The organism is Paenarthrobacter nicotinovorans (assembly GCF_021919345.1).
Classification (GTDB): Bacteria; Actinomycetota; Actinomycetes; order Actinomycetales; family Micrococcaceae; genus Arthrobacter; species Arthrobacter nicotinovorans.
Map to the genome: position 1 here is coordinate 3,899,880 of NZ_CP089293.1, position 15,978 is coordinate 3,915,857.

Annotated in this window: 5 protein-coding genes and 6 rRNA genes; 4 read left to right on the forward strand and 7 right to left on the reverse strand. The window is 57.5% G+C overall.

Features of this window, described 5'->3' with window-relative positions:
• Positions 1–85: 85 nt before the first annotated feature.
• The gene (locus JMY29_RS18095) at positions 86–646 is read right to left on the reverse strand and encodes a GNAT family N-acetyltransferase (RefSeq protein ID WP_189076336.1); all 561 of its coding nucleotides are present in this window, start codon (positions 644–646) and stop codon (positions 86–88) included.
• 201 nt (positions 647–847) lie between these two features.
• Here JMY29_RS18095 and JMY29_RS18100 point away from each other — a divergent pair, with 201 nt between their 5' ends.
• Positions 848–1,900, forward strand: a complete 1,053-nt coding sequence (locus tag JMY29_RS18100; protein ID WP_189076337.1) for a patatin-like phospholipase family protein — start codon at positions 848–850, stop codon at positions 1,898–1,900.
• A gap of 62 nt (positions 1,901–1,962) precedes the next feature.
• Here the strand turns inward: JMY29_RS18100 and rrf (JMY29_RS18105) are convergent.
• The 3 genes from rrf (JMY29_RS18105) to JMY29_RS18115 all read right to left on the reverse strand — a co-directional run bounded on the left by rrf (JMY29_RS18105) (position 1,963) and on the right by JMY29_RS18115 (position 7,436).
• Positions 1,963–2,079: ribosomal RNA gene (rrf, locus tag JMY29_RS18105) — 5S ribosomal RNA — on the reverse strand.
• A 149-nt stretch (positions 2,080–2,228) separates the two neighbouring features.
• Positions 2,229–5,372: ribosomal RNA gene (locus JMY29_RS18110) — 23S ribosomal RNA — on the reverse strand.
• 545 nt (positions 5,373–5,917) lie between these two features.
• Positions 5,918–7,436, reverse strand: a 16S ribosomal RNA gene (locus tag JMY29_RS18115).
• Together the 16S, 23S and 5S rRNA genes form the textbook arrangement of a ribosomal RNA operon.
• A 579-nt stretch (positions 7,437–8,015) precedes the next feature.
• Here JMY29_RS18115 and JMY29_RS18120 point away from each other — a divergent pair.
• From JMY29_RS18120 to JMY29_RS18130, 3 genes are read left to right on the forward strand one after another with little or no spacing between them, the layout of a single operon-like run.
• Entirely contained in the window at positions 8,016–8,585 is a 570-nt protein-coding gene (locus JMY29_RS18120) for a TetR/AcrR family transcriptional regulator (protein ID WP_064723915.1), read from the forward strand.
• Positions 8,578–9,327, forward strand: coding sequence for an ABC transporter ATP-binding protein (locus JMY29_RS18125; protein ID WP_189076930.1), 750 nt, complete (start codon positions 8,578–8,580; stop codon positions 9,325–9,327). Before JMY29_RS18120 ends, JMY29_RS18125 begins: the two co-directional genes overlap by 8 nt.
• Positions 9,324–10,097 carry an ABC transporter permease gene (locus JMY29_RS18130; protein WP_064723917.1) on the forward strand — a complete coding sequence of 258 codons (774 nt, stop codon included), beginning with the start codon at positions 9,324–9,326 and terminating at the stop codon, positions 10,095–10,097. Before JMY29_RS18125 ends, JMY29_RS18130 begins: the two co-directional genes overlap by 4 nt.
• A gap of 94 nt (positions 10,098–10,191) precedes the next feature.
• Here the strand turns inward: JMY29_RS18130 and rrf (JMY29_RS18135) are convergent.
• The 3 genes from rrf (JMY29_RS18135) to JMY29_RS18145 form a co-directional block, all read right to left on the reverse strand.
• Positions 10,192–10,308: ribosomal RNA gene (gene rrf, locus JMY29_RS18135) — 5S ribosomal RNA — on the reverse strand.
• A gap of 152 nt (positions 10,309–10,460) precedes the next feature.
• Positions 10,461–13,604 (reverse strand): 23S ribosomal RNA (locus tag JMY29_RS18140).
• A 545-nt stretch (positions 13,605–14,149) separates the two neighbouring features.
• Positions 14,150–15,668: ribosomal RNA gene (locus tag JMY29_RS18145) — 16S ribosomal RNA — on the reverse strand.
• Between the last annotated feature and the right edge of the window lie 310 nt (positions 15,669–15,978).

Genomic DNA, 15,978 nt, shown 5'->3' on the forward strand with positions numbered 1-15,978 from the left:
AATCACCGGAATTTCGGGGTTTTTTGGAGCCATTTAAGCCCTTGGCGTACCCTGCGTCCTTGCCGCTGCTCCTGCGCCGTGCCGGTCAGAACAGGATGCGCTGGAACAAAACGTGGTCCTGCCACTCGCCAGCGATCTGAAGGTAGGACGGCGCTACGCCGATCCTGTCAAAGCCGCAGCGCCCCAGGACAGCCTGCGACGGGGCGTTGTGGAGCAGGGTTGCGGCCTGGATCCTGTGGAGGTCAAGTTCCTGCGTGGCCATATCGACGACGGCGGCTACCGCACCTGACGCGGCGCCCCTGCCTGTACAGTCCTGGTCGATCCAATAGCCAAGGTTGGCATTCCGGAAGGGACCTCGGACGATGCCGGTCAATGTAATCATCCCGTAAACGCCCTGGTCGCCGGTGACGACCCAGGGCACTTCGCTGCCGGCCGCGTACTGGTCGATCTTGGCGCGAATGACGGCTTCCTGGCCATGCTCGGTGAAGAATCCGTCGTCGCGGGTGGGCTCCCAAGGCTCCAGATGTCCGCGATTACGCAGGTACGCGCCAGCCAAATCCGCGGCGTCTGAAAGCTCAAGTGGACGAAGAAGCAACTGGTCGCCACTATGGCCTTGGCCGATGGGCACACTTCGCACGAGATTCATCCCCAGACTCTACCGCCGGCTCCTTGGCCAATTGCGCAGGTGGCCGCAGAGTGATAGCTTTCGGGTGATCGTGAACAATCGGCAGGAGGTGAGACCCATGTACGCAGTATCCACCGTGGGCGCTCCCTGCATTCCACGATCCCGCGACTAAGCTGGTCGCTATCAGGAGCGCCCGTCACGCACATCGCGAAAGGCGTTCACTTGAACACTTCCTCTTCTTCACCTTTTAACAACAGTTCGACGGCGGCATCCGGCCGCGCGGGCACCGTCCAGTCCCAGGTTGAGTCCGGCTCCGCCGTCCAGCAACCGTCCACCAGGCAGCGGGCATTGGTCCTTGGCGGCGGCGGCTCCACAGGCAACGCATGGCTCATCGGCGTCGTCGCTGGCCTTTTCGACGCCGGACTGGATGTCGCCACCCCCGAGCTCACCATTGGCACATCAGCGGGGTCCACCGCGGCGGCCCAACTGGCCGGAGCCAGCCCTGTCGAGCTCTTTGAAGCCATCCTCAGTTCGGTCCCACAGAAACCCGCAGGCGCTGATAAGTCCGCACCCCGCCAAGCTGCCGCCGTGCCCGTTCGTTCCGTGCCCGGACCAAATATGGAAACGGAACGCACTGCCACAAGACCCGTGGTGGATCACATGGAGCGAACCGGCAATATCATGAAGGCCTCCTCCGACATGGCGGACATGCGCCGGCGGCTTGGAGCGGCCGCCGTAGAGATCGCCGCTTCCATGGAAGGTGCCAGCGCGCGCTGGCGGGACACAGTGGCAACCCGCTTGCCGCAAGCCCAGTGGCCGGAAAGAGCGATACTCCTGACAGCCGTCAATGCCCGGACGGGTGAACCGGTGGTGTTCGACCGGGAGAGCGGCGTGGATCTCGTGGACGCAGTGGCTGCCAGCTGCGCCAGCGGTTTCGCCTACAGCATCGGCGACGAGCAATACATCGACGGCGGCTACCGTACCAACGCCGAGAATGCGGACCTGGCGGTCGGATACGGAAGCGTGCTGGTGTTGTCACCCTTCGGTGGGCGAACCCGGACTCCTGCTGAATGGGGCATGCATCTCGCTTGCCAAGTGGACGCCCTGCGCGCCGGCGGCAGCCAGGTGGAAACAGTCATCCCGGACAGCGAAGCCGAGCATATGTTCGGCGTCAATGCGATGGACTTTTCCCTAAGGCCGGCCGCGGCTCGTGTCGGCTTTGAACAGGGCCGGGTCCTGGCTTCCCGGTTGGCCGGCTTCTGGGCTGCGCGTTAGCGTTACGTGGCTTGCTTAAATGGAAGAGCCCCAACCGTGGTTGGGGCTCTTCGTTAATGGTTGTCCGGCGGTGTCCTACTCTCCCACACCCTCCCGGGTGCAGTACCATCGGCGCTGTGGGTCTTAGCTTCCGGGTTCGGAATGGGACCGGGCGTTTCCCCCACGCTATGACCGCCGTAACTCTGTTACCCGTCCCGACCCCTTGGTGTGGGGGTGGGTGGGAAGCTTTGTGGTTACAACTGTGGTGTTATGTAGTTGTTGTTGTTGTTGGTTCCTGGAACGGTTGTTGTTCGGGAACCACATAGTGGACGCGTGCAGTGTTTTGTGTGTGGTGTAAGTTGTTGGCCTATTAGTACCGGTCAGCTTCACGAGTCTTTAGTCCTCGCTTCCACATCCGGCCTATCAACCCAGTGGTCTGGCTGGGGGCCTCTCACACATAATGTGTATGGAAATCTCATCTTGAAGCGAGCTTCCCGCTTAGATGCTTTCAGCGGTTATCCCATCCGAACGTAGCTAATCAGCGATGCACTTGGCAGTACAACTGACACACCAGAGGTTCGTCCGTCCCGGTCCTCTCGTACTAAGGACAGCCCTTCTCAAATTTCCTGCGCGCGCAGCGGATAGGGACCGAACTGTCTCACGACGTTCTAAACCCAGCTCGCGTACCGCTTTAATGGGCGAACAGCCCAACCCTTGGGACCTACTCCAGCCCCAGGATGCGACGAGCCGACATCGAGGTGCCAAACCATGCCGTCGATATGGACTCTTGGGCAAGATCAGCCTGTTATCCCCGAGGTACCTTTTATCCGTTGAGCGACGGCCATTCCACAATGTACCGCCGGATCACTAGTCCCGACTTTCGTCCCTGCTCGAGATGTCTCTCTCACAGTCAAGCTCCCTTGTGCACTTACACTCGACACCTGATTGCCAACCAGGCTGAGGGAACCTTTGGGCGCCTCCGTTACTTTTTAGGAGGCAACCGCCCCAGTTAAACTACCCATCAGGCACTGTCCCTGACCCGGATCACGGGCCGAAGTTAGATGTCCAAAGTGACCAGAGTGGTATTTCAACGATGACTCCACCCGAACTGGCGTCCGGGTTTCAACGTCTCCCACCTATCCTACACAAGCCACTCCGAACACCAATACCAAACTATAGTAAAGGTCTCGGGGTCTTTCCGTCCTGCTGCGCGTAACGAGCATCTTTACTCGTACTGCAATTTCGCCGAGTTTATGGTTGAGACAGCGGGGAAGTCGTTACTCCATTCGTGCAGGTCGGAACTTACCCGACAAGGAATTTCGCTACCTTAGGATGGTTATAGTTACCACCGCCGTTTACTGGGGCTTAAATTCTCAGCTTCGCCACAAGTGGCTAACCGGTCCTCTTAACCTTCCAGCACCGGGCAGGAGTCAGTCCGTATACATCGTCTTGCGACTTCGCACGGACCTGTGTTTTTAGTAAACAGTCGCTTCCCCCTGGTCTCTGCGGCCCACACCCGCTCACGGAGAGCAAGTCTCCATCACGGGGCAGGCCCCCCTTCTCCCGAAGTTACGGGGGCATTTTGCCGAGTTCCTTAACCATAATTCTCTCGATCGCCTTGGTATTCTCTACCTGATCACCTGTGTCGGTTTGGGGTACGGGCGGCTAAAACCTCGCGTCGATGCTTTTCTTGGCAGCATAGGATCACCGGATCCCCCCTTACGGGAGTCCCATCAGATCTCAGGAACGTGCTCGAAGCACACAGGAACGGATTTGCCTATCCCTGACCCTACATCCTTAGACCGGGGCAACCATCGCCCGGCCCGGCTACCTTCCTGCGTCACACCTGTTAATACGCTTACCTCCCGGGATCAGGTCCCGCGCTCGGCCAAAACCCACAACACCACAAGGGTGAGCGGGCAGGCTCCGGGCGGTTAGTATCCCCCGCTTGGCATGGGCGGTTTTTCGCCGGTACGGGAATATCAACCCGTTGTCCATCGACTACGCCTGTCGGCCTCGCCTTAGGTCCCGACTTACCCAGGGCAGATTAGCTTGACCCTGGAACCCTTGATCATTCGGCGGACGGGTTTCTCACCCGTCTTTCGCTACTCATGCCTGCATTCTCACTCGTGTAGGCTCCACCGCTGGTTTCCACCGCGACTTCACTGCCCACACGACGCTCCCCTACCACTCCACACCCCTGAACCACGAAGGCTAGGGTACTGTGTGAAATCCACAACTTCGGCGGTGTACTTGAGCCCCGCTACATTGTCGGCGCGGAATCACTTGACCAGTGAGCTATTACGCACTCTTTCAAGGATGGCTGCTTCTAAGCCAACCTCCTGGTTGTCTTCGCAACTCCACATCCTTTCCCACTTAGCACACGCTTAGGGGCCTTAGTTGGTGGTCTGGGCTGTTTCCCTCTCGACTATGAAGCTTATCCCCCACAGTCTCACTGCTGCGCTCTGACTTACCGGCATTCGGAGTTTGGCTGACGTCAGTAACCTTGTAGGGCCCATCGGCCATCCAGTAGCTCTACCTCCGGCAAGAAACACGCAACGCTGCACCTAAATGCATTTCGGGGAGAACCAGCTATCACGGAGTTTGATTGGCCTTTCACCCCTACCCACAGCTCATCCCCTCCATTTTCAACTGAAGTGGGTTCGGTCCTCCACGACGTCTTACCGTCGCTTCAACCTGGCCATGGGTAGATCACTCCGCTTCGGGTCTAGATCACGCCACTACACTCGCCCTATTCAGACTCGCTTTCGCTACGGCTACCCCACACGGGTTAACCTCGCGACGTAACACTAACTCGCAGGCTCATTCTTCAAAAGGCACGCCGTCACAGTAACAAGACTGCTCCGACGGATTGTAAGCACACGGTTTCAGGTACTGTTTCACTCCCCTCCCGGGGTACTTTTCACCTTTCCCTCACGGTACTGGTCCGCTATCGGTCATTAGGAAGTATTTAGGCTTATCAGGTGGTCCTGACAGATTCGCACGGGATTTCTCGGGCCCCGTGCTACTTGGGATACTCTCCAGGCGGCACACAACATTACGGTTACGGGGCTCACACCCTCTCTGGCCGGCCTTTCAAGACCGTTCACCTATGCACGCACTCTCACCTCACTGGCCCGGCAGAACCAGAACGGAAAGTCCCACAACCCCGCCCATGCAACGCCCGCCGGCTATCACACATGGAAACGGTTTAGCCTGATCCGCGTTCGCTCGCCACTACTAACGGAATCACTCTTGTTTTCTCTTCCTGCGGGTACTGAGATGTTTCACTTCCCCGCGTTCCCCCCACGCACCCTATGTGTTCAGATGCGGGTCACACAATCACCATGACAGCGTTGTGCGGGGTTTCCCCATTCGGACATCCTGGGATCAACGCTCGGTTATCAACTCCCCCAGGCTTATCGCAGATTCCTACGTCCTTCTTCGGCTCCTAATGCCAAGGCATCCACCGTGTGCCCTTAAAAACTTGACCACACAAACATGATCAAAAACTTACTCGAGAGAACCACGAGCCACTACGGCCCAAGGTTCATTCATAAGAAATTGCTGTATGGAACACACACACCAAAGCGTGTATGTCCCAGATGCTCGCGTCCACTATGTAGTTCTCAAACAACAACCCCATCAACCAACCCCCCAACCCGCCACAACCCACACACGCAGGCCGCAACACAAAGACCGGAGGAACCGGCTGCAGGAACAAAAGAAACACCAGAAGTGCCCCCCTGCATTGCTGCAAAAAGGTCCTGTTGCCTCAGGACCCAACAGTGCGCCAAACACAACCCCCACCAGCCGCACCCCGGACACGTTCCCAACAACCCACACCCCCACACAAAGCAGGAGCACGAACCGCCGTACTAGCACCAGGACACAACCACGAAAGCCATGCCAAAAAAATGATTCGTTGATATTCCACCCATGAGCACCCACCGCAGAACAAACGCCTGCGCAATGGGCAACACTGACAACAACCAGACACCCCATGCAGGGCACCAATCATTGCAAGCAGCTCCTTAGAAAGGAGGTGATCCAGCCGCACCTTCCGGTACGGCTACCTTGTTACGACTTAGTCCCAATCGCCGGTCCCACCTTCGACGGCTCCCCCCACAAGGGTTAGGCCACCGGCTTCGGGTGTTACCAACTTTCGTGACTTGACGGGCGGTGTGTACAAGGCCCGGGAACGTATTCACCGCAGCGTTGCTGATCTGCGATTACTAGCGACTCCGACTTCATGGGGTCGAGTTGCAGACCCCAATCCGAACTGAGACCGGCTTTTTGGGATTAGCTCCACCTCACAGTATCGCAACCCTTTGTACCGGCCATTGTAGCATGCGTGAAGCCCAAGACATAAGGGGCATGATGATTTGACGTCGTCCCCACCTTCCTCCGAGTTGACCCCGGCAGTCTCCTATGAGTCCCCGGCCGAACCGCTGGCAACATAGAACGAGGGTTGCGCTCGTTGCGGGACTTAACCCAACATCTCACGACACGAGCTGACGACAACCATGCACCACCTGTAAACCGACCGCAAGCGGGGCACCTGTTTCCAGGTCTTTCCGGTTCATGTCAAGCCTTGGTAAGGTTCTTCGCGTTGCATCGAATTAATCCGCATGCTCCGCCGCTTGTGCGGGCCCCCGTCAATTCCTTTGAGTTTTAGCCTTGCGGCCGTACTCCCCAGGCGGGGCACTTAATGCGTTAGCTACGGCGCGGAAAACGTGGAATGTCCCCCACACCTAGTGCCCAACGTTTACGGCATGGACTACCAGGGTATCTAATCCTGTTCGCTCCCCATGCTTTCGCTCCTCAGCGTCAGTTACAGCCCAGAGACCTGCCTTCGCCATCGGTGTTCCTCCTGATATCTGCGCATTTCACCGCTACACCAGGAATTCCAGTCTCCCCTACTGCACTCTAGTCTGCCCGTACCCACTGCAGAACCGGAGTTGAGCCCCGGTCTTTCACAGCAGACGCGACAAACCGCCTACGAGCTCTTTACGCCCAATAATTCCGGATAACGCTTGCGCCCTACGTATTACCGCGGCTGCTGGCACGTAGTTAGCCGGCGCTTCTTCTGCAGGTACCGTCACTTACGCTTCTTCCCTACTGAAAGAGGTTTACAACCCGAAGGCCGTCATCCCTCACGCGGCGTCGCTGCATCAGGCTTGCGCCCATTGTGCAATATTCCCCACTGCTGCCTCCCGTAGGAGTCTGGGCCGTGTCTCAGTCCCAGTGTGGCCGGTCACCCTCTCAGGCCGGCTACCCGTCGTCGCCTTGGTAGGCCATTACCCCACCAACAAGCTGATAGGCCGCGAGTCCATCCAAAACCACAAAAGCTTTCCACCCCCCACCATGCGATGAGGAGTCATATCCGGTATTAGACCCAGTTTCCCAGGCTTATCCCAGAGTCAAGGGCAGGTTACTCACGTGTTACTCACCCGTTCGCCACTAATCCCCCAGCAAGCTGGGATCATCGTTCGACTTGCATGTGTTAAGCACGCCGCCAGCGTTCATCCTGAGCCAGGATCAAACTCTCCGTTGAAGTAAAACAAAATCAAACAGACACAACCACACCCACCGGAAATAACGGCAAACACGGCTGCACAAAATTCGAAACCAGCTGAAAACCAGACCACCACACACGGGGGTGCGCAGCAACCTGGCAAAATTTCAACCAATCAATAAAACAATCGGTATCAACAAACTTGGCACACTATTGAGTTCTCAAACAACAGACCCCCCAAAACATCACCCCACCGGAACACCACACAAAGCAGCGCACCACAACAGGGCCATTGGAAAAGAAGAGTTATTTTTGGCCGCCTACCGAACCGTACACACCTTCCGGCTTTCCGTTTCGCACCCGGCGACTCAGAAAACAATACACGCCCCACAACCCCAACGCAAATCCACCACCCAACACCCCCACACCAACCCCCAAAACCCCACCAAACCCCCGTCGAACACCACCTACAAGGACTCCGCGTGGAGCGGGGCCAAGCGAGGCTTCATTGCTGAGGCAGCCCCCATCAGGGCCATGGAGGCAGTCAGTGCGCGAGGCGGGGGTGCGGTGTGAAACAGGCTCTTGCGCGATTCAATTGTTAGTCACTAACATTTTGCTATGGACCTACAAAGCCAACCAAGTGCACGGGCGTCGCGCACACGGGCGCGCCTTATTGATGCTGGCCTGGAACTTTTCGAACGCAACGGCTACGACCAGACCACTGCGGCTGAGATCGCTGCCGCGGCCGGGGTCACCGAGATGACATTTTTCCGGCATTTCAGCACCAAGGATCAGCTGCTTCTCGATGATCCCTACGATCCGCTTCTCGCAGCTGCTGTTCTGGAACAGCCGGCGGCACGCAGTCTCCGTCGCATTATCAATGGAATCCGCGCAGTCTGGCGAGATCTTCCCGAACCCGCGAGCGACTTCACAAGGAGACGCATCCGCATAGTGGCCGCCACACCCGGGCTACGTGCCGCCGTGGCCAGAAACAACGCCCGGACGGAAACAGTCATAGCCGATGCCCTGATCGCGGACGGCGCCGATCCCCTCGAGTCGCGCGTGGCGGCCGCAGCCGTCATCGCCGCAATGTCCGTGGCCCTGATCGAGTGGTCGCTGCAGGAGGAGGCAACCCTGAGTGGCACCATCGAGAGCGCCCTGGACGTTCTGGAGGCATCCCATGGCTGAGACTCTCTTAGCAGCCCGCTCCGTTTCGCGGTCCTACGGATCCGGCGAGGGTGTGCATGGCATTGACCTCAGCGTCTCTGCAGGCGAGATTCATGCCTTGGTCGGATTGAACGGTGCAGGAAAATCAACACTCATGAGACTGCTGCTGGGGCAGATCAGACCCGACTCAGGCGACGTGACTATTTTCGGGCAAGGGTTGAACGCAGCCGGGCCAGACATATGGCGTCGGGTAGGGCACCTTATCGAATGCCCACTCGCTTACGGTGAGTTGACCGGCCAGGCCAATCTTGAGATTGGCGCTCTCCTCCACGGTGTTCCATACGGGGACATCAGCGCCGCCGTAGAGGCCGTGCTCGACGAGCTGGCTCTGCGCCGATACGCGCCCATTGCGGCTCGGTCGCTTTCGCTCGGTAACCGCCAACGATTGGGACTCGCGTCCGCGCTCCAGCACCATCCAGAGTTGATAGTGCTCGACGAGCCCACAAACGCCTTGGATCCCGCCGGAGTCATCCTTCTGCGCGAGAGTCTCTTGCGGCGCGCAGCGCATGGGGCCGGTGTACTTGTCTCCAGTCACCACCTGGATGAGGTAGCGCGAGTGGCAAGCAGGGTGACGGTAATCAACGCCGGCCGCGTTATTGGAACCATCGATCCGAAGGGCACGGATATAGAACGTGAATTCTTTGCCCTTGTCCACAGCGACGACACCGGCCAAGAGCTGGAAACACCGGAGGTACCGACATGAGCAAACCATTCGAAGGACTTACGGCCGCAGTCGTCGTCGAAGCCCGCAAGATGCGACTGTCCCGTACGGTCCTCGGGGCCGGATCCATCCTGATCCTCGGTGTCAACGCACTTGCTTCCGGATTCGCACTGGCTGCGCGGTCCGGCAACCAGGCTGCACTCGCCAAGCTCGGACCGCTCGCCTCCCAGGGTGGCTGGACCGGGTACCTTGCCTCGGCACAGCAAATCACCGCCGCAGGCAGCGTACTGGCCTTCGGCATTGTCTTGGCCTGGATGTATGGTCGGGAATTCACCGACGGTACGATCTCCGGCCTCTTTGCCTTGCCCGTGCGCCGACCTACGGTCGCACTAGCCAAGCTCATCGTCTTCGCTGGCTGGTCGTTCGCCGTCGCTGTCCTTCTGACCGCCACGTTAGTGGCACTTGGACTGATCCTGGGCTTCGGATGGCCCAACTCCACTGAACTAGCAGGGCTGGGTCGAATTCACCCTCTCATCGTCCTTTCCGCCTTGGTCGCTACGCCCGCAGCCTGGTCGGCGACTTTGGGACGTGGTGTGCTCAGCGGAATTGGCCTAACCGTGGGTGTCATGGCAGGCACGCAGGTGGCGGTCCTCGTGGGCGCAGGCCCCTGGTTTCCTATCGCAGCCCCCGCACTCTGGGCGATAGCGCCCGATACCGTACCGCCGGCAGCCCTAGCTCTCACACTTGGGATACCGCTCACCTTCGGCGCGCTTACCCTCTGGGCTTGGTCGCGGCTTCAGCTGGACCGATGAATCGTGCTGCCATAGAGCCGCGCGTTAGCGTTACGTGGCTGGCTTGCTTAAATGGAAGAGCCCCAACCGTGGTTGGGGCTCTTCGTTAATGGTTGTCCGGCGGTGTCCTACTCTCCCACACCCTCCCGGGTGCAGTACCATCGGCGCTGTGGGTCTTAGCTTCCGGGTTCGGAATGGGACCGGGCGTTTCCCCCACGCTATGACCGCCGTAACTCTGTTACCCGTCCCAACCCCGCGTTGGTGTGGGGGTGGGTGGGAAGCTTTGTGGTTACAACTGTGGTGTTATGTAGTTGTTGTTGTTGTTGGTTCCTGGAACGGTTGTTGTTCGGGAACCACATAGTGGACGCGTGCAGTGTTTTGTGTGTGGTGTAAGTTGTTGGCCTATTAGTACCGGTCAGCTTCACGAGTCTTTAGTCCTCGCTTCCACATCCGGCCTATCAACCCAGTGGTCTGGCTGGGGGCCTCTCACACATAATGTGTATGGAAATCTCATCTTGAAGCGAGCTTCCCGCTTAGATGCTTTCAGCGGTTATCCCATCCGAACGTAGCTAATCAGCGATGCACTTGGCAGTACAACTGACACACCAGAGGTTCGTCCGTCCCGGTCCTCTCGTACTAAGGACAGCCCTTCTCAAATTTCCTGCGCGCGCAGCGGATAGGGACCGAACTGTCTCACGACGTTCTAAACCCAGCTCGCGTACCGCTTTAATGGGCGAACAGCCCAACCCTTGGGACCTACTCCAGCCCCAGGATGCGACGAGCCGACATCGAGGTGCCAAACCATGCCGTCGATATGGACTCTTGGGCAAGATCAGCCTGTTATCCCCGAGGTACCTTTTATCCGTTGAGCGACGGCCATTCCACAATGTACCGCCGGATCACTAGTCCCGACTTTCGTCCCTGCTCGAGATGTCTCTCTCACAGTCAAGCTCCCTTGTGCACTTACACTCGACACCTGATTGCCAACCAGGCTGAGGGAACCTTTGGGCGCCTCCGTTACTTTTTAGGAGGCAACCGCCCCAGTTAAACTACCCATCAGGCACTGTCCCTGACCCGGATCACGGGCCGAAGTTAGATGTCCAAAGTGACCAGAGTGGTATTTCAACGATGACTCCACCCGAACTGGCGTCCGGGTTTCAACGTCTCCCACCTATCCTACACAAGCCACTCCGAACACCAATACCAAACTATAGTAAAGGTCTCGGGGTCTTTCCGTCCTGCTGCGCGTAACGAGCATCTTTACTCGTACTGCAATTTCGCCGAGTTTATGGTTGAGACAGCGGGGAAGTCGTTACTCCATTCGTGCAGGTCGGAACTTACCCGACAAGGAATTTCGCTACCTTAGGATGGTTATAGTTACCACCGCCGTTTACTGGGGCTTAAATTCTCAGCTTCGCCACAAGTGGCTAACCGGTCCTCTTAACCTTCCAGCACCGGGCAGGAGTCAGTCCGTATACATCGTCTTGCGACTTCGCACGGACCTGTGTTTTTAGTAAACAGTCGCTTCCCCCTGGTCTCTGCGGCCCACACCCGCTCACGGAGAGCAAGTCTCCATCACGGGGCAGGCCCCCCTTCTCCCGAAGTTACGGGGGCATTTTGCCGAGTTCCTTAACCATAATTCTCTCGATCGCCTTGGTATTCTCTACCTGATCACCTGTGTCGGTTTGGGGTACGGGCGGCTAAAACCTCGCGTCGATGCTTTTCTTGGCAGCATAGGATCACCGGATCCCCCCTTACGGGAGTCCCATCAGATCTCAGGAACGTGCTCGAAGCACACAGGAACGGATTTGCCTATCCCTGACCCTACATCCTTAGACCGGGGCAACCATCGCCCGGCCCGGCTACCTTCCTGCGTCACACCTGTTAATACGCTTACCTCCCGGGATCAGGTCCCGCGCTCGGCCAAAACCCACAACACCACAAGGGTGAGCGGGCAGGCTCCGGGCGGTTAGTATCCCCCGCTTGGCATGGGCGGTTTTTCGCCGGTACGGGAATATCAACCCGTTGTCCATCGACTACGCCTGTCGGCCTCGCCTTAGGTCCCGACTTACCCAGGGCAGATTAGCTTGACCCTGGAACCCTTGATCATTCGGCGGACGGGTTTCTCACCCGTCTTTCGCTACTCATGCCTGCATTCTCACTCGTGTAGGCTCCACCGCTGGTTTCCACCGCGACTTCACTGCCCACACGACGCTCCCCTACCACTCCACACCCCTGAACCACGAAGGCTAGGGTACTGTGTGAAATCCACAACTTCGGCGGTGTACTTGAGCCCCGCTACATTGTCGGCGCGGAATCACTTGACCAGTGAGCTATTACGCACTCTTTCAAGGATGGCTGCTTCTAAGCCAACCTCCTGGTTGTCTTCGCAACTCCACATCCTTTCCCACTTAGCACACGCTTAGGGGCCTTAGTTGGTGGTCTGGGCTGTTTCCCTCTCGACTATGAAGCTTATCCCCCACAGTCTCACTGCTGCGCTCTGACTTACCGGCATTCGGAGTTTGGCTGACGTCAGTAACCTTGTAGGGCCCATCGGCCATCCAGTAGCTCTACCTCCGGCAAGAAACACGCAACGCTGCACCTAAATGCATTTCGGGGAGAACCAGCTATCACGGAGTTTGATTGGCCTTTCACCCCTACCCACAGCTCATCCCCTCCATTTTCAACTGAAGTGGGTTCGGTCCTCCACGACGTCTTACCGTCGCTTCAACCTGGCCATGGGTAGATCACTCCGCTTCGGGTCTAGATCACGCCACTACACTCGCCCTATTCAGACTCGCTTTCGCTACGGCTACCCCACACGGGTTAACCTCGCGACGTAACACTAACTCGCAGGCTCATTCTTCAAAAGGCACGCCGTCACAGTAACAAGACTGCTCCGACGGATTGTAAGCACACGGTTTCAGGTACTGTTTCACTCCCCTCCCGGGGTACTTTTCACCTTTCCCTCACGGTACTGGTCCGCTATCGGTCATTAGGAAGTATTTAGGCTTATCAGGTGGTCCTGACAGATTCGCACGGGATTTCTCGGGCCCCGTGCTACTTGGGATACTCTCCAGGCGGCACACAACATTACGGTTACGGGGCTCACACCCTCTCTGGCCGGCCTTTCAAGACCGTTCACCTATGCACGCACTCTCACCTCACTGGCCCGGCAGAACCAGAACGGAAAGTCCCACAACCCCGCCCATGCAACGCCCGCCGGCTATCACACATGGAAACGGTTTAGCCTGATCCGCGTTCGCTCGCCACTACTAACGGAATCACTCTTGTTTTCTCTTCCTGCGGGTACTGAGATGTTTCACTTCCCCGCGTTCCCCCCACGCACCCTATGTGTTCAGATGCGGGTCACACAATCACCATGACAGCGTTGTGCGGGGTTTCCCCATTCGGACATCCTGGGATCAACGCTCGGTTATCAACTCCCCCAGGCTTATCGCAGATTCCTACGTCCTTCTTCGGCTCCTAATGCCAAGGCATCCACCGTGTGCCCTTAAAAACTTGACCACACAAACATGATCAAAAACTTACTCGAGAGAACCACGAGCCACTACGGCCCAAGGTTCATTCATAAGAAATTGCTGTATGGAACACACACACCAAAGCGTGTATGTCCCAGATGCTCGCGTCCACTATGTAGTTCTCAAACAACAACCCCATCAACCAACCCCCCAACCCGCCACAACCCACACACGCAGGCCGCAACACAAAGACCGGAGGAACCGGCTGCAGGAACAAAAGAAACACCAGAAGTGCCCCCCTGCATTGCTGCAAAAAGGTCCTGTTGCCTCAGGACCCAACAGTGCGCCAAACACAACCCCCACCAGCCGCACCCCGGACACGTTCCCAACAACCCACACCCCCACACAAAGCAGGAGCACGAACCGCCGTACTAGCACCAGGACACAACCACGAAAGCCATGCCAAAAAAATGATTCGTTGATATTCCACCCATGAGCACCCACCGCAGAACAAACGCCTGCGCAATGGGCAACACTGACAACAACCAGACACCCCATGCAGGGCACCAATCATTGCAAGCAGCTCCTTAGAAAGGAGGTGATCCAGCCGCACCTTCCGGTACGGCTACCTTGTTACGACTTAGTCCCAATCGCCGGTCCCACCTTCGACGGCTCCCCCCACAAGGGTTAGGCCACCGGCTTCGGGTGTTACCAACTTTCGTGACTTGACGGGCGGTGTGTACAAGGCCCGGGAACGTATTCACCGCAGCGTTGCTGATCTGCGATTACTAGCGACTCCGACTTCATGGGGTCGAGTTGCAGACCCCAATCCGAACTGAGACCGGCTTTTTGGGATTAGCTCCACCTCACAGTATCGCAACCCTTTGTACCGGCCATTGTAGCATGCGTGAAGCCCAAGACATAAGGGGCATGATGATTTGACGTCGTCCCCACCTTCCTCCGAGTTGACCCCGGCAGTCTCCTATGAGTCCCCGGCCGAACCGCTGGCAACATAGAACGAGGGTTGCGCTCGTTGCGGGACTTAACCCAACATCTCACGACACGAGCTGACGACAACCATGCACCACCTGTAAACCGACCGCAAGCGGGGCACCTGTTTCCAGGTCTTTCCGGTTCATGTCAAGCCTTGGTAAGGTTCTTCGCGTTGCATCGAATTAATCCGCATGCTCCGCCGCTTGTGCGGGCCCCCGTCAATTCCTTTGAGTTTTAGCCTTGCGGCCGTACTCCCCAGGCGGGGCACTTAATGCGTTAGCTACGGCGCGGAAAACGTGGAATGTCCCCCACACCTAGTGCCCAACGTTTACGGCATGGACTACCAGGGTATCTAATCCTGTTCGCTCCCCATGCTTTCGCTCCTCAGCGTCAGTTACAGCCCAGAGACCTGCCTTCGCCATCGGTGTTCCTCCTGATATCTGCGCATTTCACCGCTACACCAGGAATTCCAGTCTCCCCTACTGCACTCTAGTCTGCCCGTACCCACTGCAGAACCGGAGTTGAGCCCCGGTCTTTCACAGCAGACGCGACAAACCGCCTACGAGCTCTTTACGCCCAATAATTCCGGATAACGCTTGCGCCCTACGTATTACCGCGGCTGCTGGCACGTAGTTAGCCGGCGCTTCTTCTGCAGGTACCGTCACTTACGCTTCTTCCCTACTGAAAGAGGTTTACAACCCGAAGGCCGTCATCCCTCACGCGGCGTCGCTGCATCAGGCTTGCGCCCATTGTGCAATATTCCCCACTGCTGCCTCCCGTAGGAGTCTGGGCCGTGTCTCAGTCCCAGTGTGGCCGGTCACCCTCTCAGGCCGGCTACCCGTCGTCGCCTTGGTAGGCCATTACCCCACCAACAAGCTGATAGGCCGCGAGTCCATCCAAAACCACAAAAGCTTTCCACCCCCCACCATGCGATGAGGAGTCATATCCGGTATTAGACCCAGTTTCCCAGGCTTATCCCAGAGTCAAGGGCAGGTTACTCACGTGTTACTCACCCGTTCGCCACTAATCCCCCAGCAAGCTGGGATCATCGTTCGACTTGCATGTGTTAAGCACGCCGCCAGCGTTCATCCTGAGCCAGGATCAAACTCTCCGTTGAAGTAAAACAAAATCAAACAGACACAACCACACCCACCGGAAATAACGGCAAACACGGCTGCACAAAATTCGAAACCAGCTGAAAACCAGACCACCACACACGGGGGTGCGCAGCAACCTGGCAAAATTTCAACCAATCAATAAAACAATCGGTATCAACAAACTTGGCACACTATTGAGTTCTCAAACAACAGACACAACCGGCACCACCCACACCCCACAGGGTCCAGGATCGCTCCGGAGCAACTTTCCAAAGTTACCCGAACCACCCGATCTTGGCAAATCAACGTTCCCGCGATTCTCCGATCAAG